This is a genomic window from Shewanella maritima (assembly GCF_004295345.1).
GTDB classification, from domain to species: Bacteria; Pseudomonadota; Gammaproteobacteria; order Enterobacterales; family Shewanellaceae; genus Shewanella; species Shewanella maritima.
This window is the reverse complement of sequence record NZ_CP036200.1, coordinates 3,094,503-3,114,713: the sequence shown is the minus strand read 5'-3', so window position 1 is coordinate 3,114,713 and position 20,211 is coordinate 3,094,503. Positions and strand designations below refer to the sequence as shown.

Below are 20,211 nucleotides of genomic sequence, written 5' to 3'. Positions count from 1 at the left end.
AATTCAGCATACTTAATTAGGGCAGCCTTAGTTAAAGCGTGATCAACTTCACCAGTGCAACTTAGACAACAAGACATGGATCACAGACAAATCTGCTTTGGTTTAACCAATTACCCATGAAAATCCGCATTTTATCGCTTATTATTCACCCAAAATGAATATATATGCTACAAAACACTTAACATGCAGTTCACACTTTATATACTCAGTGAAGTGTCTTGCTCTTCTAGGTTTATGACTGGGCTAGCTTACAGTTATTCGAAAGCTTTATCGCTTTAAGGCGCATATCGTTTTTAGGCGCTAAGCCAAAATGGCGCTATAATGCCGCCTTTATCGCAATAACCTTAGTTGCAAAACCTAAATTGCTAACGCTAATCACTAGTAGGAAAAACCATGGCCTGGATCCAACTTCGCATTCACACCCACAGAGATCACGCTGACATGCTTGGCGATTTACTAATGGACCAAGGCTCGGTCGCAATCACTTATGAAGACGGGCAAGATGAGCCTATCTTTGAGCCTAAACTTGGTGAAACCCCTCTTTGGCAAGACACAGTTGTCATCGCGCTATTTGATGCGGGCACAGATTTAGCGCCAACGATTGAGTTTTTAGAATCTATGCCGTTTTTAGGTAAAAACTTCGAGCACAAGGTTGAACAAGTCGAAGACAAAGACTGGGTTCGCGAATGGATGGACAGCTTCCACCCTATTCAGTTTGGTGAGCGTTTATGGATTTGCCCAAGCTGGCGAGAAATCCCTGATGAAAACGCAGTCAACGTTATTCTCGACCCAGGCCTCGCTTTTGGTACCGGTACTCACCCAACCACCGCACTGTGTTTAGAGTGGTTAGATAGTGTTGATTTAAGCCAACAAGAAGTCATCGATTTTGGTTGTGGCTCGGGTATTCTGGCTATTGCGGCAATTAAATTAGGCGCTAAAAAAGTCACAGGGGTTGATATCGACCATCAGGCGATTGAAGCCTCTAAAGCAAATGCTGAGCGCAACGATGTTGTCGACCAACTTGCGCTATATCTTCCAGAAGATCAGCCAGAGAACTTACAAGCAGATGTATTAGTTGCCAATATTCTTGCGGGCCCGCTAAAAGATTTAGCGCCGCTTATTGCCGAAAAAGTTAAACCTGGTGGACTGCTGGCACTATCAGGTTTATTGAGAGAACAAGCAGACGAAGTATCAGAGTTCTATAGCCAATGGTTTGAGATGGAGCCAGCCACTCACAAAGATGACTGGAGCCGACTCAACGGTGTGCGTAAAGCATAATAATTAGTTAGCTAAGTCCAGAGTAAAACAAAGGGCACATTCCGTGCCCTTTATGATCCTCACGCCTTTCAACTTATCAGCCATTACTCTTTAATTTTGCTGCCGCATACCTGTTACTCACTAATTTGAGTGACTCAACAAAAAATAACGCCGGTTTGCTTGTTCTGCGACTTCAATATGCTACCTCACTTAGTAAACTAACCGTTTAGCGTTCCATCCAACAGCTTGGCGCCTAGGTATAAAAGATTAAATTTTGACCAAGCACGCAAATTTCAACTTTGGTGAATAAAAAGTTTTGCTGGTGATTTGGGCGATTTGAGTAACAAATTCAACAAAAAATTCACTCTGCAACGCCCGCCAGCCCTCAAAAGCCAACATATTTCACAAATTGCTCGTCTAATTTCGTCCTCAGTTAAAAGTCAAGCAAAAAAGTTTAATTTAGGTCATTTATTAACCTTTTCAAGCTGGATAAAAACGGATAATATAGCGCCCCTTTGACGAGCAAGGTGAGCTTCACAATGCAAATTGGCCCTTATCAATTGAGCAATCAGTTGATCGTGGCACCAATGGCAGGTGTCACCGATCAAGCCTTTCGAAACCTCTGTTTACGCTATGGTGCAGCCTTAGCAGTATCAGAAATGCTTTCATCTAATCCTGATGTTTGGGATACAGATAAAAGCCGCCAGCGCATGATGCATTCTGGTGAAGAAGGTATTCGCTCAGTTCAAATCGCGGGTGCAGATCCTGAGTTAATGGCTAACGCCGCTCAATTAAACGTTGAGCAAGGCGCGCACATTATTGATATCAACATGGGCTGTCCTGCTAAGAAAGTGAATAAAAAGCTTGCTGGTTCTGCATTGATGCAAAGTCCAGAGCTAGTAAAAGACATTTTACAAGCTGTGGTCGCTGCAGTTGATGTACCAGTAACTTTGAAGATTCGCACCGGGTGGGATCCAGAAAACCGTAATGGTCTTCAAATAGCCCAGATTGCCCAAGATTGTGGCATTCAGTCACTGGCAGTTCACGGTCGAACGCGCAAGTGCATGTACAAAGGCCATGCCGAGTACGACACAATCAAAGCAATAAAACAGAATATCTCGATTCCAGTTGTTGCCAACGGTGATATCGACACCCCAGAGAAAGCCAAATATGTGCTGGATTATACGGGTGCTGATGCCGTCATGATTGGAAGAGGTGCTCAAGGAAGGCCCTGGATTTTTAGAGAAATCCAGCACTACTTGGAAACAGGTAACCATTTGTCGCCAATCGAGATGCACGAGCAGCGCACTGTGATGCTTGAACATCTGGATAAATTATACGACTTGTATGGCGAATTTAAGGGTGTCCGTTTTGCTAGAAAGCACATCGGATGGTACCTAAATAATGAAGATCAGCGCCAAATTCGCGCCGAGTTTAATCGGTTAGAAGATGCCGCTGCGCAACGTTCTCTTATAGAACGTTATTTTGATGAATTAGTTTAGAAAATAAAGAGCAGAATAGAATGTTTGATCAGACTACTAACACAGAAGTTCACCAACTTACCGTAGGTAAAATCGAAACCGCAAACGGTACTATCAAACCACAATTATTACGTGACGCAGTTAAGCGTGCAGTTACCAACTTCTTCTCTCAATTAGACGGTCAGGAAGCTTCTGAAGTTTACGAAATGGTTTTATGCGAAGTTGAAGCACCATTACTAGACATCATCATGCAGCACACTCGCGGTAACCAAACTCGCGCAGCGAACATGCTAGGTATCAACCGTGGTACTCTACGCAAAAAGCTAAAGAAATACGGCATGAACTAAGAAGCAATTCTTAGCTTGCAGAAAACGGGCTTGTCAGCAATGACAAGCCCGTTTTTGTTAGCATTATTGTCATTATACGATAGCGCACACTGGTAACAGTTAGCGGAACAAGAGCTTTCGTACAAAGACAAAAGTTAGAGCTAAAACAACCCTGACAAATCCTGAGTTGCTATCACGCCAATAGCATCTTGCTCTAACGCGGCAACGCGCTCTGCTTCAGTTAATATACCGGTAAATGGGGTTCTGCGTCTTAATTTGCGCATCTTAGGTGAATCTTCTGTTAGTGCGTTAATGAACACTTCACTTTGGTCGATTAACTCCAGCGCGGATACCCAAGTAATATAGTGGCTATAACCTAGCTTGCCCTCTTCACGTTGCGCTTCTAAACGCGCCTTTACCTGCTCTGCTAGCTCAGGCTGTTTTAGCAATTTATGAGCAATAGCACGGTGAATAACAATAATTTGCCTATCGATATTCTCATCTTTAATGCTGGTCTTTTTTATACTGTAAGGCCGATTGCGGCGACTGCTCTTTTGCCTGTTATACATGTCTGCTGTACTCCTACTATCGCAAGCGCTGCTAATGATAAGTGCTGATGGCTAATAATAAGTGCTAATGGATAATGATAAATGCTAATGAAAGTCGCGCGATTTCGTTTTTAGAGATTGCAACTCATGGGTCAAATCAATCAGCTTGCCCGCAATAACATGCACCACCTCGCCTTCGCGCTCTAATATTCCTTTTACTTTAAGGATTTTTGCCGTCATATACGGCTGTTTTTGCGCGCGCGAAGTCGCTGACCACACCACTACATTAATGTTCCCCGTATCATCTTCAATAGTCATAAAGGTAATGCCGCCCGCCGTGCCCGGCGCTTGCTTACCCGTGACCACACCCACTATGGTCACCAGTGACTTATGCTGCTTCGTTTTAAGCTCGCTCATACGGGTAAACTTATCCAATAACCCAGCTTGTTCCATTAACAAAATCGGGTGTTTATTAAGGGTTAACCCAGTAGCGGCGTAGTCTTCATTAAGGGTATCAAACTCACTTGGGCCAAAATCAAACTCATCTTGATTGCTTATTTGTGTAAACAGCGGCATTTCATCTTCGCTATCCATCAACTGCCAGCGTGTTTGATAACGATTGCCGGATATACCATGAAAAGCATCAGCACTAGCAAGTTGTGCAATGGCATCACGTTTAATACCCAGCTTTTTGATATCACTTGCGTATTGATAGCCTTGTGCTGGGCGATATTCAACTAGGCATTGCGCCGCCTGCTTTGAAAAGCCATTAATAATGCGAAAGCCCAAACGCATGGCTTTATCGCCTTGATAATCCACCACTTGATGCTCATATAAGGAAGCATTTACACACACAGGAAGTATCTGAATATTATGACGCTTAGCATCTTGTACAAGCTGGGATGCCGAGTAAAATCCCATGGGCAAACTATTGAGCAAAGAGGTATAAAACACTTCAGGATAGTAATATTTAAGCCAGGACGACACGTAAGCTAGCACAGCAAATGAGGCTGAGTGGCTTTCGGGAAAACCATATTCACCAAAGCCAAGTATTTGATCAAACAAACGATTAGCAAACTCAGGTGAGTAACCCCGCTCACGCATGCCGTCAATCAACTTAGTTTTAAACTGCATTAGCTTGCCGTTTTTCTTCCAGCTTGCCATGGCGCGGCGTAGTTGATCAGCCTCACCACCACTAAACCCTGCTGCCACCATTGCCAGCTTGATCACCTGCTCTTGAAATATCGGTACTCCCATAGTGCGCGCCAACACGGCTTTGACCTCAGGTGTCGGGTATTCAATAGGCTCAATGCCGTCACGTCGCTTTAAAAACGGGTGCACCATGTCCCCTTGAATTGGGCCGGGGCGGACAATGGCAATTTGAATCACTAAGTCATAATAGTTAGCAGGCTTTAACCTTGGCAGCATGCTCATTTGTGCCCGCGACTCAATTTGAAACACGCCTACGGTATCGGCTTGCTGGATCATCCGGTACACGTTGGCATCATCTTGCATCCGGGTAATCCCCGCAATGGACAGCTCTCGCTGATAGTGCTGCTTAACTAGCTGAAAGCACTTCCGAATAGCACTCAACATGCCCAGCGCTAACACATCGACCTTAAGCAAGCCTAGCGTTTCTAAATCATCCTTATCCCATTGGATCACAGTGCGGTCTTGCATGCTGGCATTTTCAACTGGCACTAACTCATACAAGGGCCAGCCGAAATCACAAAGCCGCCCACATGTTGAGATAAATGGCGCGGAAAACCGCGAATTTCATTCACCAGTTGAATAAACAGCTTTCCCTTAGTCGACTCAGGGTTAAGCCCTAACTCAGACACCTGGGTTTGCCAGTCAAGGGAGCTGTCTCGGCGGTTAATGTTTTTAATAAAAAACTCAAGCTGAGTCAGGCTAATACCTAGCGCTTTACCCACTTCACGAATAGCGCTTTTAAGGCGATAGCTGATCACGGTTGCAGCCAGTGCTGTGCGCTCGCGGCCATATTTTTGATAAATATATTGAATCACTTCTTCACGCCGCTCATGCTCAAAATCGACATCAATATCTGGCGGCTCGTCGCGCTCTTTACTAATAAAGCGCTCAAACAATACATCAATCTGCCTTGGGTCAACCGAGGTGATCTCTAGGCAGTAACACACCACAGAATTCGCCGCTGAGCCGCGCCCTTGATACAAAATGCCTTTACTCTTGGCAAACATCACCACATCATGAATGGTCAAAAAGTAAAACGGATAGTCCAGCTCTTCAATTAGCTTGAGCTCTTTATCTATAGTGGCTTGTATATCGGCATCTATCCCTTCAGGAAAGCGCAGAGCAATGCCTTTAGCCACCAGCGCTTTAAGGTGCTCTATTGCACTTGTTCCTTGCGGAACTAACTCTGCTGGGTACTCATAACGCAGCTCAGTGAGCTTAAACTCACACAATCTAGCAATGTCGCAAGACTCAGCCAACCACTGCGGCTTAAACAGTTTGGATATTTTAGAAATAGAGCGCAGCGCCCGCTCTGCATTAGGCAAGCGAGTATGGGCAAGCTCGCTAACACTGCAACCGGCCTTAATTGCCGCGAGTGTGTGCTGCAGTGGTAAGCGACTGGCATTATGAAATAGCACGCCGCCACAGGCAGTAACTGGTAACGCTAGCTCTTTAGCTAAACTCAGACTGTGCTCGGTATAGCTTTGGTCATTATTAAGTAAACGCCGCTGCAGCCCAAGCCATAAGCGACCATCATGATACTTAGCAAGCCATTGTCCCCATTCAAGATCGGCCTTTTTGCCAGTGGGCAGCCATAACACCAAACAGTGCTTCAACGACATCAAATCCCACTTTTGTAGGTCGTAACTGCCCTTGTCACTGCGTCGCCTGGCATTGGTGATCACCCGGCATAGCTCGCCATAGGCCTGACGATTAGGGCACAACAGCACCACTTGTAAGTCGTTATCAAGCCAAAACATGCTGCCGACAATTAACTCAATATCTAGTTGATGCTCTTTAATTGCACTGTACGCCCGCACGACACCCGCAACCGAGCATTCATCGGTTATGGCGAGTGCTTGATAGCCTAAAAAGTGTGCCTGGATCACTAACTCCTCAGGGTGAGAAGCCCCTCGTAAAAAAGAAAAGTTAGTCTGACAAAACAGCTCGGCATAGTGCGTTAAGGGAGAAGTTGGATAGTGCATTAGCTAAACACTCCATGCACAAACCACTGTTTATCTGCATTACGAAATAACCACAGCCAACGCCCAGAATCACTGCGGCCAATAAAGTAATCTCTCACGGCTTGCTGGCTATCCCACCAGCCGGTGACAATTCGCTCAGGATAAGGCTGTAAGGTCACATGTTCATTGAGCGCAACAGGCGTTGCCAACATAACGCTGGGGCGTAGGGGAATATCACCATTTAACTCATTCGATACCGTAAAAGGTGGGCATAGCTGATTTGCCAGCTCAGGGCGATGGTCTTGACCTATGCTAAGTCCTTGCACTCTATCTTCGCCTAATTTAGCAGTTAAAATCGATACTAACTCAGTGGCGCTAAGGCTGCCTTGAGAGCCTTGAAATAAATCATTACGCTCAGCGTATTGATTCACCACCCGACTTGCCTTAACGCTAACGCCAATCACAGGCGCGGCTAGATCAACCGACTCCAGGCACAAATTAGTTAGCTGCCACCACTTACTGGCTTTGTACTCACCTTGCGCCGCAGCTACTGTTAATTGCAGATCATCTTTATCACGCAGATGCAGAGTAATTAATAACTCACAAGCTAGCTTGTCCCTTAGTTTTAAATAGGTTTCGAGTCGCTTATAGAGCTTGGTGATGGGCTTTTCTAGAAACTGTAAATTCGACACTTCATAATAAAGCTCAAGATATTGCTCAAAAGCCTCGGCAGGAATGTAAAACTCAACCTTGTGCTCAACCGTGCCTGTAAGCCGAGTAATATAATTAACCACATTAAGATTAAAACGCTTGGATAAATCAGCCAGCGGTAAGCGCAACAAGTCACTAAATTGCTGCACTCCAACCTTTTGCAAACTGGTAATGGCTTTAGGCTCAAGATCGGACTCAATCAAGGCGCATTTAGCTACCTGAGCGTTAAGCCAGTCTTTATTGTCACTGACCTGATTAACCCCCTTTCGCGCCAACATACGTGCGCCATAAGGCGATAAACCAGTGCAGTAGTGAAACTCCACCGTAAAGTGCTTTAAATGGCTCTGCAACTTTTGCCAGTACTGACCTAAGTCTTTATACAAGGTCAGCATATTACTGACTTTAACTAGCAAACCATTTGGTGGATAAAGGGCAATATCGGCCGTTACCAAATACAGCCAACGGGCGATTTGCTTAAGCGTTTTAGCTTCGGTGGCTTCATCATAAGGTAAGACTTGTAAACTAGTGCACAAGGATGCCGCGCTACCTAAACCCATACCCAGCTGTATGCCCTCTTGCTTAGCCGCGCTCGTTAACTGCACCACCTCATTTTGTCTGCCATCAACAATGATCAACGGCAGCTCGCAATCATGATACAAGGTGTCGCGCTGCAAAGAAGGAAAGTGAAGATACAACCACAAAGCCATAATACTCTCGCAATACTAACCAGTTTGCACTTGCGGAAATGGGATTAAATTATCTGGCAGTGCTTGCTGAGTTAAGCTTGGCCAGCGATCAACCATATTGATGTGAAATGCCTCAGACGGCCAACCGCACTTACGCTTATTAATTTTTACCGTCACGCCCTTAGCATGGGTTTGTAAAGATAGGCTTAAATCAAAAGGTAGCGATAACGACTCAGCCTTACCCTCACGTAGAATAAACTGCCGGCAATTACCGGTCTCACTTGCCACCTGCAAACGCTTAACATGATGAATTTCAAGCGCTTGATAACTCCACATCAACACGCTATGGCAAGCACCACTTCGCAGACACTGCTCCGCAGTCCACAGTGCCTGCTGCTGATCTTTTGGATAGATGGTCAGCACCTTATCTAGCTCAATACCTTGAGCCGCAAGCGCCTGCGCCGAAATCAGCCCTTGAGGAGCAATAAACACAATTAACCGTTGCTGCACTTTTGCCTCAGCCAAAACAGGCATAAGCAAACGCAGCTCGCCAACACCTGACTCACTCTGAATTTCAGTCACACCTGTCGTATGAAAACCACCAGCCAAATGCTCATCTAGCTCAGTAAACCCAGTCGTTGTTGCCTTAGGAGCAACCTGAGCTGAGCCCTGCCACACAAGGTGCTGATGTTGAAGTAGCTCAATTAAATTAGTCATCACAAATACCTGTATACTTATACAGTATAACTAATAATGAGCTATTTGCTAAATAAATATCTTTTCTATAAAAGGATGCCCTTATAGCAACTCTTTCAGCAAAGTTTTATCTGCAAACCATAGATAAAGTTATTCAGGGGAAAACATCTAGGGTATTAAAACCTTATGACGAACGTGGCTTTGTGTTAGCCAGATCTGAAGCACACTAAAAGTTATAGGCAAAGCCTAATTGATGATAACCACCGACTGAAGTAGATGGTTTAGGGGTCAAAACAAAAAAGGTGCCGAGGCACCTTTTATTTGTAACGCTAACTTTAGTCATAACATTGATTTTGGTTATGACGCTGACTTATGAAAACTTAACTAAGCAGTTTCTTCGCCGCAGCAACAACAATCGACACCGCACTGGTCTCGGTTTGCTTCATGGTCACTTCATCAGGAATTTCTTGCTGGGTACGGTTTACAATGACACCAGCAACACAAGCTGCGCGCCAACCTTGCGACGCACACATGGTAAATAACGTAGCTGACTCCATCTCATAGTTAAGTACGCCCATGGCTTGCCATTCTTTCATCGACCCTACAAAACGCTGAGTTACGCGACCAGACACAGTGTCATAACGCTCTTGTCCTGGGTAGAAAGTATCTGATGAGGCTGTGATACCAATATGAGGCTCAAGACCAGCATCACGACTCGCTGCAACCATGGCAGTAGTACAGTCAAAGTCTGCCGCGGCAGGGAACTCTAGCGGCGCAAAGTGCAAGCTGGCACCATCAAGGCGCACCGATGCTTGAGTCACAATCACATCACCCACGTTTACATGTGGTTGAATTGCACCTGTTGTGCCTACACGAAGGAAAGTATTAACTCCTAGCTGGGCTAGCTCTTCAACAGCAATCGACGTTGAAGGCCCACCAATACCTGTTGAACACACAACCACAGGCTTACCATCTATGTAAGCTAGGTATGAGGTGTATTCACGGTGGCTGGCAAGAAAAGTGGCATTTTCCATCAGCTCTGCGATGCGTTTAACCCGCTCAGGATCACCCGGCACAATTGCCAAAGTGGCACCATCTAACATGCTTTTTGTTAATCCTAAGTGAAATACATCAGACATGTTGAACCCCTATTATCTTATTTTTGAAACGACCGTTCACGAAACTTTAACTTAGTCTACACCATAAAAAGGTTAACTGGATCACACAAGTTGACTTAGCTAGTTTGAATGTTCGCGATATATCATGACAAGCTAATGACAGTTATAGGCTCAAAAGATAACTATCCCACTCGCATTTTTCACTTGCTAATCATTCACTAAAGGTTTTGTGTACTAAGGCGAACACGAGTAAGTAACACGCCAAATCCATTAACAAAAAACAAACAAAATTTTGATGTAAATCAAGCTAAACCTGACTGGATAAGCATAGTCTGAAGTTAACAGTCTTCGCTTTAACTTTGACCTATAACCTAACAGGAGTTGCCTATGTTTCCAGAGCATCGCGAGCTGATCACTAAACTAAAAACCACTGACGCCCACTTCCTTAAAGTATTCGACGAACACAATCGTCTAGATGAAGAAATCAAAAAGCAAGAGGCTCATGCGAGTAGTGACACTACGCCAGATGTGAAATTACTAAAGTCTAAAAAGTTACACCTTAAAGAAGAGATTTACGCCATCTTGCTGAAGCATCAAAACTAGTGAAAACACAGCGCAAGTTAAAACAAAAAAGGACGCATAAGCGTCCTTTTCTATTCTGAGTAAAATTAAGTTAAGTCAAACTAAGTTGACTAGCACTAAGGCTTCGAAGCCTATTTCAATGCTTGTTTAAGTTCATCAGCGCTTTCAAAAAAGCTAACACTTTTCACTTTGAAGTTATCAAGCTCAATTAAGGTCGCGGCTTTCTCCTCTACAGGTAGACTTGCTGTCACCTCACCTTCTCTATCAAGCCCAAGTACAAAGTCATAATCCTGCATCTTAGGGATAGCCACAAAACGCGCGATTAGCGATGGCATACCGCTAATATCGGCGAAGTAGACTAGCTTGCCACTTGCCGCCACTGGGTTTTCAGTTAACGCCTCTTGCACGACTTCACCGCCAGCCATGTCTTTACTAAACAACAAGTATTGGGTTTGCTCTTCTAGCTGCAAAGGTTTCTCAAATTGATCATTAAGCGCTAACGCAGCTAACTTCTCACCCGCTTCTAATGCAATGGCCTTACCGGCAACGCCGACAAAAAGCGCTAAAGCAACCAAACAATGACTCACAGTTTTCAACATGGCTAACCCTTAATTAATTCGCGAAATTGAGTTTCACTAATTTTACTATTTCCGTATAAGCAGCAAATGCGGTATTGCTGCTAGGCAATAGACCTAAACGCTCAATATAACCTAATTTCAGCCCCATAACAGCGCGCTTGGAATAGAGCTTGAAGCAACTCACAGCAATGATTATTGAGTGCTCGTTTTAAGTCTACATTCATAATAGGTCAGACTTGATCTAACCCAAACCAAAGCTAGGGTAAATACTCAAGCTAGATTTAGATCCTAGCTTTAAAGCTTGCTATCATCACAGGCATATTTTCCGCTTGATTGCGATAAAGGAACATCGAATGGATCAGCCAAGCCTAAACCAAGAAATTCAACAATTACAGAATGCTTACGACTTCATTTTAGAATTTTTGGTGCAATACAGTTTCCAGCTTGTTGGCGCTGTACTTATCTTTCTTATCGGCCTTTGGGTCGCCAACAAAGTTTCCAATCTGGTCACCAACTTGCTGACCAAACACAATATCGATGTCACCTTAACCACCTTCACCTCCAACCTAATTCGCATTGTGATTATTGTAATGGTCGGGGTCATTTGCTTAGGTAAACTGGGCATTAGCGTTACCCCAATGGTGGCAGCGATTGGTGCAGCATCATTAGGTGCAGGTTTAGCGCTGCAAGGTATGCTAGCCAACTATGCAGCGGGTATCACTATTATCGTGACTCGCCCTTTTGTCGTGGGCAACACCATTGAAATTAAGGGCGTTGCTGGCGTGGTTAAAGAAATTAAACTCGGGCTGACCATACTGACCAATGAAGAAGGTGAATGTATCAGTATTCCTAACAAACATATTGTTGGCGAAATTTTACACAACTCATTTGAATACAAGCTGGTTGAAACCAAGCTAAATGTCGAATATCAAGCTGATACCAATCAGGCTATCAGTATTATTGAGCAGCAATTAGCTAATGCAGAGCTAGTAAACCAACAGCAAAAGCCATTGGTTGGTGTAAACGGATTTAATAGCATAGGTATTGAAATTGGCATTCGTTACTGGGTACCAACGCCGCAGTATTTTGAAGCTAAATACCAAACTAACCTAGCGATTATTAATGCCTTGCAAGCAGCTAACATCACCATTCCTTGTCCGCTCAAATATGTGGCAAATAGCGAAAGTTAGTCGCTCGGGTAAACAGCCTGAGTTCAGGATAAGCAGCTTGAGCTTGTGATAAATAGTGTAGACTGAAGACCATCACTCATTCAGGTCAAGGAGAAGACATGAAGTATGCATTATTAATCTTAGGAGCAGCACTGGCTTTTGCAGGTACCAAATTAGCGATCGCAGACATTAACGATGTTAGCGCCTGAGGCATACTGCTGATTGCCGTTGTCGCACTGATTTGTGCTTTTATCATTCACCTCAAGTCATCTAATAGCAAAGTTAACAGGCGCGGTTCACTAGGAAGTGGCACTGGCACCTATGGGGCAAGTTACACTAGCTATGGTGACGGTAGCTCAGGAGGAGACTGCGGTGGCGGAGGTGGTGGCGACTGCTAACTGCCAAAGAACAACCGTAGTGTTCGGTATTGAGATTCGATTATTGCGTCATATCAAATAAGGCTTGCTGCTTGTTGCAGTAAGCCTTTTAGACCACGAAAGCTTCACACTAGCTGCTCACTGTAAGTCTGCAAACCACCAAATAACGCTGGCATATGCGCAGGTTTAATTTGCCAATGCTGGGCTAGTACGGTTGCCAACCATTGCAGAGAATTTGATGTAGGCATCAAATCACGTCCTTCAAACAACTCGCTTTTGGCAAGCCCTGGCCAATCACCGAGTATCCGGCCGCCTTTTATTGCGCCGCCAGCTAGTAGCATACAAGCTGCACTGCCATGATCGCTGCCGCCGGTGCCGTTTTCTTTAACTGTGCGGCCAAACTCTGTGGCAACGGCTACAACCGTATGTTGCCAACGCTCACCTAACTGAGCCTTAAGAGATGCCAGTCCATCATCTAGTTCTTTGAGTTGTCTTGCTAAACGCCCATGCTGATTATTGTGTGTATCCCAACCACCTAGCTCCAGCACGGCGCAGCTTAACTTGTTGTCAGCAAGCAAAAGATTAGCGCAGGCTTTAGTTAGGTTGGCAAACTTGGTTCGCTGTTTGCCGGACTGCTGAGCCATAGCATTTTTTTGCAGCTCTAAACCCTTTTGCAAACTCATACTTAATTTGGGTGAATCCTGATACATGTTCATCAACGCACTATAAATATCATCGCCCACGTCTTTTGCGTTTGACGGATACCAGGCATTGACGTCATCACTACCACGTAAACTAATCGGCACGGTTTGATCGATCGCAATGGCTTTATGATGATAGGCAGACATCTGCAAGGTGCGCCCCAGCCACCCTGAATGGGTGTCTATGGCATTAGAGTTTACTTTCGATTGCCCGCTTTCTAAAAAATCCTGACCGTCAAAATGTGAGCGACCATGATAACCACTACCTACCGCCACAATCGGCAGCAACTCACTATTTTGATACCAGCTATGCAGCTCAGCTAATGCTGGGTTTAAGCTAAATCCCTTCTCTAGCGGCAACCCTGTACCAAGCTGCTTAGCGAGCTTAGGGCGATGCTTGATATAGTTTTCATCAAACTCAGGAATTACTGTGTGCAAACTATCCAGCGCCCCTCGGAGCATCACCCAAATAAATAATGGCTGCTCAGTTTTGCTATAGCTTGTTGCATTTGCAGAGCTAATGAGTAATTGCGGGCTTTGCATAACCACTAAGCTACCACCAAACAGCTTCAGTAAATCGCGTCTATTCATCGTCATCTCCGCTTACCTTCTCAGTGTTTCAGGGCTCATTAGCAGTAAGGTAATGGCATCAACACGACTTTCAGCACGAGTAATACTGAGATAAGAGCGTTGACTTAACTGCTCACCCCACACTTGTTCAATAAGCTGTTTTACATCAAGTTTATTCACTTTAGCGGCGAGCATGCGTGACCAGGTAATACGGTCAATCATCACTTTATCGCTTAACCATTCACCTTCAGTGTCGCCATAACCTGCAGGTGAGCCGGCTTTAAATGGTCTCTGCCCAAGCTGATTTAATAGCCCAATCAGATTGCGTGTTTTTGGTAAGGGAGCTTCAGTAACTCGGTGAGCAAAAATCAAATGCTCTCTTGGTGTTATAAATTTAGCCCGCTCACTTTGCCAAGCAAGTGGATGCTCAATTAGCGCTTCAACCACTTGCTTCAAATTACCCTGTGTCTGTTGCCAGCGAGCAACTAAAGCATTAACTAACTCTTGCTCGGGCTCATCACTAATAAAGTGTTTGGCAAGCTTATAACTAACAAATTTTGCCGTACTTGGGTGTAAGGCAAGGTGCTTCAACATTGCTCTACCCTGAGCCTCACCTTTTTGTGTAAAACGTTTACCGACTAATTGCTGGCTGCCAGGCTCATGCCCTGCATCGCGATAGAAAAAACCATTACGACCACTGTGTTTAGACTTATTTGACACGCTCCAACCAGAAATCCCCTTAGCCAGCGCGATAACATCAGTCTGGTTGTAAGGGCCGTCAACGCCAAGAGTATGCAGCTCGAGAATTTCACGAGCGAGATTTTCGTTTAAGCCCTTGCCCTTGCGTTTACCAATTTTTGAATTAACGCCAAATGATTGTTGATTATTGAGGTAAACCAACATTGCGGGGTGATGCACGACCGCATCAAGCATGTCGGCAAAGCTGCCAAACAGGTTTGGCGCAATCGCTTCCCGCTCTAGGGTGGGCGCGAGCGCCGTCATCACAGGGCCTTGGGCAGTTACGCTAAAGTGATTTGAAAAGAAGTCTAACAATCGCCAGCTCAAGCTATTATCGGATTTAACCGCAGCCTTAAAGCTATCCTGGCAAAAGTCGCGATAAGCCTGTTGCTGCACCTTAGGCGACTTTTTAGTTTGATTATTATTTGAAGGTGATGTGGCTGACTCTTTATTTTGTGTCTGTTGTTTCTGAGACTCTTGCTTTTTTGACTCTAGCATTTTCGCTTGCTGACGCTGCTGATAAAGCTTTTGCATTAACTCAGATGCTGATGGCAACACGCGGTTAAATTCAGGCTGCTTTAGCTGCTGTTTTAGAAACCCTTGTGGATTGCTTATCGCTTTAGCAAGCTCGCCAGGCTTAGCGCCATAACCAAAGCGATTAACCGCAATCAACCCATGTACAGACATAACGACTCCTAAAATAAAGGCACCTGAATAAAGATTACGAGACGCCCTTTACATTGTTAGCATTATGTTTAAATTAACCCAGCATCGCCAAGTTTGCAGCGCTTTTACATGGTTTTACATTGGCTGACGTTTCTTGAGACTCAAATGCACTGTATTCATCTCGGCCTCAACCGCATCAAAGACACCGACTGTTTCAACAACATCAACTAAGCTACAGCCCTCGCTGCCACTCTTGCCTTAATGGCACCATGCCATGTAACGCTTGCTCTACCTGACCGAGCAAGGCAGTTTTGTCTTTGCCTAACACACCTTTTAATACTAGATAGTTAGAGGCATGGTCTGAGCGGAATATGGTTTTATCAAGCTCAAGATGACTGAGTAGCAATTGCATCTCTTCTAACAAGCCGCGCTGATCAGGCAGGGTAAACTCGCCATCATAGGCGGCATCCATTTTTACTGTGCCCAACGGCAAGGTAACCACTAAGGTAGATAAGTATTCAGGTTGAGCAGCGTTCATTAGCTGCGCAGAGGCAATAGCATGTTGCTTAGATAATTCTGTGCCGCCTAGCCCCATTAAGATCATCACGGACGACTTCATTCCAGCTTGCTTGATTTTATCTAGCGCCGCCAATGATGAAGTAAAGTCTTCACCTTTTTGAATACGTTTAAGCACTTCATCATCACCGCTTTCACAGCCAACATACATCAGCGACAGCCCCATTTCTCTAAGCTGTATTAATTGCTCAACGGTTTTGTTGGTTAGATTACGCGGCAAGCAATAGCTGCTAATTCGGGTAACACTAGGCAGATGTTTGTTGATTAGCTCACAAATGGCCTTTAGGCGATTAAATGGCAGCGTCATGGCATCGCCATCGGCAAGGAATACCCTAGATATAGGCGCGTCAGATTGCGCGGCAGCGATGATGTCAGCTTCTATCTTATCGAGTTTTTGCGCTCGAAATTGCTTTTGTGGCTGGGTATACATGTCGCAAAAACTGCAGTTATTCCAACTGCAGCCATTAGTGACTTGCAGAATAAATGACTTCCACTCCGACGGCGGACGGAATACTGGCTCAATGTACTGGATCACAATTTTCCCTTTGCTGTTAACTGGCGCGCATACTGATTAAATATATGTGTTATTTGCATGACAAACTCATACTTTTTGCTTAAAAATACTACACAAGCTAGTAATTATTGCTATATTAGCTGGCGTTAACCTTTAATTAACAACTATAAAAACACAGGTAACAGCTATTATGAACCAAGTCGCTTACCAGTTAAACGAACGTCGCGACACCTCGTTTACAAACGAAGAGTTTTGGGAGTTAACCACGGCAGATCAGAAAGTCGCTCTCTACGATCTGCACCGCTTCGGTTACCGTTTACTATTTGTGCGCCAAACCCGTAAAGGCCCGTTAGCTGTCGTTAAGCAGCAAGAAGATATTGCGGTGATCCATGCTGATGGCGAAGTCGACCTAAGACCAAAAATTACTATCCGCGAGCACTAAGCTGCACTAATGCTGATCGCCACAGACTACAATGCCGATCAGATACAAAAAATGCGTGAAGCTTAAAGCAACACGCATTTTTATTGGACTCTCACCACAACTAATCACTTTAGAGCGTTAAGCTATAACCTGGTTAAATACCTCAACATGATGTGACTCGACCAATTCAGGCATCACATTGTGGAAATAATCTTGAATGGCATCTTTGGCGCAATGTTTATCAAACGCTTCACGGTCAACAAACTTCTCAACAAAAGCAACCTTGTTATCGTCATCGAGACTGACATTTAGCTCATAACGAATACAACCACTTTCGCGGCGAGTATCAGGAATAAGCGCCGCTAATGCCGCCACTAATTCGTCTCGCTTACCAGCTTTAGCAGTAAACTGTGCAACGCAAACAAGCTGCAACGTATTGATCTTATAGTCCATCCTAGTAAGCCCTTTATTTATAATTTCAGATAATGATCGCAACCTTAATGTATTAAGTTTTAGTCAAAACATCAGCTTAACTTGAGCGCCCTGTACCAGGGCAGTTGTCGCCTTGATAAATCATATCGATATGCGGAATGTCATCTTCTAGGTACATCTCAGATGCCGCCACAAAGCCTAGCTCTTGATAAAAGCTTTCAATCGCATGCTGCGCACCAATTTGAATCCCAGCATCGGGCCAAGCATCTAACGCAATAGCAATTGATTTTTGCATTAAGGGTAAACCAAGCTTAGCGCCGCGAAAGTCTTGCGCGACAATGACTCGCCCAATACTGGCCTGCACATAGCTCATACCCGGCGCTAACACGCGGCTATAACAGGCAATTTTACCCAGCTCATTGGTGGCAAATAGGTGCCGAGTTTGGCTGTCTCTGTCTTTATCATCTAACTCTGGATAAGGGCAATTCTGCTCAACCACAAATACATCCACGCGCAGTTTTAACAGGTCATAAAGGTTATCTAGTGATAACTGGTTAAAGGCAAGATTATGCCAGGTTAAGGACATTTACACCCTCCAATGTCATTCCGCTTTTGCGCTGGCGACCATAGTAGTAGCTAACGAAACATTAGCCAAGCATAACGCAAGTAAAAGGTGTACTAAGAGCTGCACCGCAAACAACGTAAAAAAGGGAGCAATCGCTCCCTTTTAGGCTGTTGCTGATTTGAGCCTAATAACCCAAATGCAAATCTGTGTTTGGTTTAGTCACGATCAAACACATGGAACTTATCAATACCGAAAGACTTACCTTCAGCGTGACAGGTTACACAAGACTCACCAGTAGGCTGTGTGTACCAGTCTGGCGTAACTTCAGCATCAATCTCACCACCGTTTTGCTCCATGTGGTTGATAGCTTGTGCAGAGTCATGACAGGCAACACAGTTAGCCATGATTGGGCTTGCCATCTTGGTATTGTCACCGTTGTGGAAAGCTTTCGCACGGATGTATTGATCAGGAATAGCCTCAAGCTCAATACCATCAGCATGACAGGCTACGCAATTTTCAGCTGCCAGCTCAGTTGCAGAGTTTGGCTCGCCAGTAACAGCTGATGAACCTACACCCCAGTGCATTGAGTGAATCATAGGGCCAAAGCCAGGAGCTGAGTTTTTGGCGCTACGGTCTTGACCATTATTATGACAAGCTACACAGTCTAAACCGCCTTCCGCATAGCTACCGTTTTTATGGTAGTTAGTCTCGTTGTTGTGACAGGTAGTACAACTATCTGCAGTCACAGAATGACGGCGGTCATAGTCCATCACATTACCTAAATCGCTCAAAGAGCTAACAGGTGAATAAGCCGTGAATGACACACCATGCTTTCCATCTTCATCAACCCAGTTACCACCTTTAAAGGTCAAGCGCGAGCTTGCCATAATTTGCGGTGTATTTAGGTCAAGCACAGGGTGACAGAAAGTCTTGGTACCATCACCTTTGTAAGACTCATTGTAAGTGCGTGACTCACGACCCACTAGAGACTCATTATGGTAACCATGGATGTATGTGCTGGCGTAGCTTAGGGTGCCATCGGCGTACAGCGCTTCAATATCTAGCAACTCTTCGCCTTTGAACAAGCTAAGATCAGTACAGTACTCACCTTCAATGTTCATGTAGATAGCTGAAAGCTCAGTGGTATGCTCAGCGCGGATGGTAATGCGCTCATCTAAGCCAATATGTAGTGACTTAGCGTGGAATTCACGTGCATCAAACTCACCGCTTGCCATCATCGCCATAGCATTGTCTGACACCTCACTTGTGTGACAATCACTACAACCGTTGCCAGCAATACTCGTGTTAATCACAGGCTCAGCGTGACAGGTATAACAGTTGGTTGGAGTGAAGTCTTTTTCAAACTTCTGGTGATTAATATGACCTAGCTTTTGCATAGTATTGCGGGCATAACCACCGTGGTCACGCTCAACATTGTTATGGCATACCAAACAACCGGCAACTAAATCTGTTTCACCGTCGGCGTTAATGGCTGTATAGCTAGAGTGCTTAATATCAGATGCGTGGAAGTCAACGTGACAGCCCTGACAAGTCTCAGTAGTTGTGGTGTGCACATTCTCAGACTTAGCAACAATGGTATAACGCGATTTAGCAATGGCTTCACTACCACCTACCGCAAGACGAATAATGCCCTCAGTAGCCGCGTTAATGTTTTCCATTGGTGCAATAAACTCATACCGACCAGTCTCAATCTCAGTCAAGCTAGCGCCTGCTGTCGATTCACTAGCATTACCACCAGCACGCTCACCTTCAAAGTCATCGCGGCTGCGGGCAATACCCTTTTCAGTCAGCTCAGCTATTTCAACATTGGCTTTTTGCAGACCAGAAACGAGCTTGTCATCTTCGTTGGTGACTTCAAATTCAAATGTCGCCATACCCTCATCAAGGCTATGGGAAATCATGTTAATACTGGTTTCTAACGAGGTGCCAGACGATGGTGGCGGAGGCGTAATACCATCCTTACCGTCTTCCCCGCTACAGCCAACAATTGCCATTGCCGAAGCTATGACAAATGCGACTTTGCACTTGTTAAACTCTCTCATCGTTTCATCCTCTTATTACTACTTAGTGAGTATCTCCCGCGAATAAGTCTAAATAAGCAAAGGGATGGATTTGCGAGCAAAATCACGTGAAAACAGCCATATAACAAACTGTTATCAGCTTTCTATGGGAATAATGAGACAGATTGCAAACTAGCAAGATTAATTGAGACTTAAGGCTGCAGCGAGGAATGATATATATATAAATTTCAATAGCTTATTTGGTTAAAATAATATTAAGATTAAACTTAACTTAAAAATCC

At 44.6% G+C, this 20,211-nt stretch carries 17 protein-coding genes and 1 pseudogene; 6 read left to right on the top strand and 12 right to left on the bottom strand.

What is annotated here, in order from left to right; genetic code table 11:
• The first annotated feature begins 393 nt into the window (after positions 1–393).
• The 3 genes from prmA (at position 394) to fis (ending at position 3,085) form a co-directional block, all read left to right on the top strand.
• A complete protein-coding gene (gene prmA / locus EXU30_RS13290) occupies positions 394–1,278 on the top strand; it encodes a 50S ribosomal protein L11 methyltransferase (RefSeq protein ID WP_130600791.1) in 885 nt (294 codons plus the stop codon).
• Between the two features lie 518 nt (positions 1,279–1,796).
• Positions 1,797–2,759, top strand: a complete 963-nt coding sequence (gene dusB / locus EXU30_RS13285) for a tRNA dihydrouridine synthase DusB (RefSeq protein WP_130600789.1) — start codon at positions 1,797–1,799, stop codon at positions 2,757–2,759.
• A 20-nt stretch (positions 2,760–2,779) separates the two neighbouring features.
• Positions 2,780–3,085, top strand: a complete 306-nt coding sequence (gene fis, locus EXU30_RS13280; protein ID WP_011635942.1) for a DNA-binding transcriptional regulator Fis — start codon at positions 2,780–2,782, stop codon at positions 3,083–3,085.
• A gap of 140 nt (positions 3,086–3,225) precedes the next feature.
• Here the strand turns inward: fis and EXU30_RS13275 are convergent, their stop codons facing one another.
• The 5 genes and pseudogenes from EXU30_RS13275 to udp all read right to left on the bottom strand — a co-directional run bounded on the left by EXU30_RS13275 (position 3,226) and on the right by udp (position 10,020).
• Positions 3,226–3,633 (bottom strand): hypothetical protein, encoded by a 408-nt coding sequence (locus EXU30_RS13275; protein WP_130600787.1) that lies wholly within the window; start codon positions 3,631–3,633, stop codon positions 3,226–3,228.
• Positions 3,634–3,717: 84 nt separating this feature from the next.
• Positions 3,718–6,809: pseudogene (locus EXU30_RS13270) on the bottom strand (error-prone DNA polymerase).
• Positions 6,809–8,206: a Y-family DNA polymerase gene (locus tag EXU30_RS13265; protein WP_130600785.1), complete on the bottom strand. Its 1,398-nt coding sequence runs from the start codon at positions 8,204–8,206 to the stop codon at positions 6,809–6,811. Before EXU30_RS13265 ends, EXU30_RS13270 begins: the two are co-directional and overlap by 1 nt.
• Before the next feature lie 15 nt (positions 8,207–8,221).
• The gene (gene imuA, locus EXU30_RS13260) at positions 8,222–8,902 is read right to left on the bottom strand and encodes a translesion DNA synthesis-associated protein ImuA (RefSeq protein ID WP_130600783.1); all 681 of its coding nucleotides are present in this window, start codon (positions 8,900–8,902) and stop codon (positions 8,222–8,224) included.
• A gap of 359 nt (positions 8,903–9,261) precedes the next feature.
• Positions 9,262–10,020, bottom strand: a complete 759-nt coding sequence (udp, locus tag EXU30_RS13255) for a uridine phosphorylase (protein ID WP_130600781.1) — start codon at positions 10,018–10,020, stop codon at positions 9,262–9,264.
• Between the two features lie 366 nt (positions 10,021–10,386).
• On the opposite strand from udp, the gene EXU30_RS13250 reads away from it, so the two are divergent.
• On the top strand, positions 10,387–10,602 hold the full coding sequence (locus EXU30_RS13250) for an HP1242/YdcH family protein (RefSeq protein WP_130600779.1): 216 nt from the start codon (positions 10,387–10,389) through the stop codon (positions 10,600–10,602).
• A 110-nt stretch (positions 10,603–10,712) separates the two neighbouring features.
• On the opposite strand, the gene EXU30_RS13245 is transcribed toward EXU30_RS13250, so the two are convergent.
• Complete coding sequence (locus EXU30_RS13245; protein ID WP_130600777.1) at positions 10,713–11,180, bottom strand: hypothetical protein; 468 nt, start codon at positions 11,178–11,180, stop codon at positions 10,713–10,715.
• Positions 11,181–11,512: 332 nt separating this feature from the next.
• On the opposite strand from EXU30_RS13245, the gene EXU30_RS13240 reads away from it, so the two are divergent.
• On the top strand, positions 11,513–12,349 hold the full coding sequence (locus EXU30_RS13240; protein ID WP_130600775.1) for a mechanosensitive ion channel family protein: 837 nt from the start codon (positions 11,513–11,515) through the stop codon (positions 12,347–12,349).
• Positions 12,350–12,830: 481 nt separating this feature from the next.
• Here EXU30_RS13240 and EXU30_RS13235 read toward each other — a convergent pair whose 3' ends face one another.
• The 3 genes from EXU30_RS13235 to EXU30_RS13225 form a co-directional block, all read right to left on the bottom strand.
• A complete protein-coding gene (locus tag EXU30_RS13235) occupies positions 12,831–13,997 on the bottom strand; it encodes a DUF1501 domain-containing protein (protein ID WP_242620208.1) in 1,167 nt (388 codons plus the stop codon).
• A gap of 12 nt (positions 13,998–14,009) precedes the next feature.
• A complete protein-coding gene (locus EXU30_RS13230) occupies positions 14,010–15,401 on the bottom strand; it encodes a DUF1800 domain-containing protein (RefSeq protein ID WP_130600771.1) in 1,392 nt (463 codons plus the stop codon).
• Between the two features lie 211 nt (positions 15,402–15,612).
• Positions 15,613–16,494: a radical SAM protein gene (locus tag EXU30_RS13225; RefSeq protein WP_130600769.1), complete on the bottom strand. Its 882-nt coding sequence runs from the start codon at positions 16,492–16,494 to the stop codon at positions 15,613–15,615.
• 166 nt (positions 16,495–16,660) lie between these two features.
• On the opposite strand from EXU30_RS13225, the gene EXU30_RS13220 reads away from it, so the two are divergent.
• Entirely contained in the window at positions 16,661–16,912 is a 252-nt protein-coding gene (locus EXU30_RS13220; RefSeq protein WP_130600767.1) for a hypothetical protein, read from the top strand.
• A gap of 117 nt (positions 16,913–17,029) precedes the next feature.
• Here EXU30_RS13220 and EXU30_RS13215 read toward each other — a convergent pair whose 3' ends face one another.
• From EXU30_RS13215 to EXU30_RS13205, 3 genes are all read right to left on the bottom strand, one after another.
• Positions 17,030–17,344 (bottom strand): putative quinol monooxygenase, encoded by a 315-nt coding sequence (locus EXU30_RS13215; protein WP_130600765.1) that lies wholly within the window; start codon positions 17,342–17,344, stop codon positions 17,030–17,032.
• Positions 17,345–17,420: 76 nt separating this feature from the next.
• Complete coding sequence (locus EXU30_RS13210; protein ID WP_130600763.1) at positions 17,421–17,909, bottom strand: GNAT family N-acetyltransferase; 489 nt, start codon at positions 17,907–17,909, stop codon at positions 17,421–17,423.
• 194 nt (positions 17,910–18,103) lie between these two features.
• Positions 18,104–19,951, bottom strand: a complete 1,848-nt coding sequence (locus tag EXU30_RS13205) for a multiheme c-type cytochrome (protein WP_130600761.1) — start codon at positions 19,949–19,951, stop codon at positions 18,104–18,106.
• Positions 19,952–20,211 lie beyond the last annotated feature (260 nt).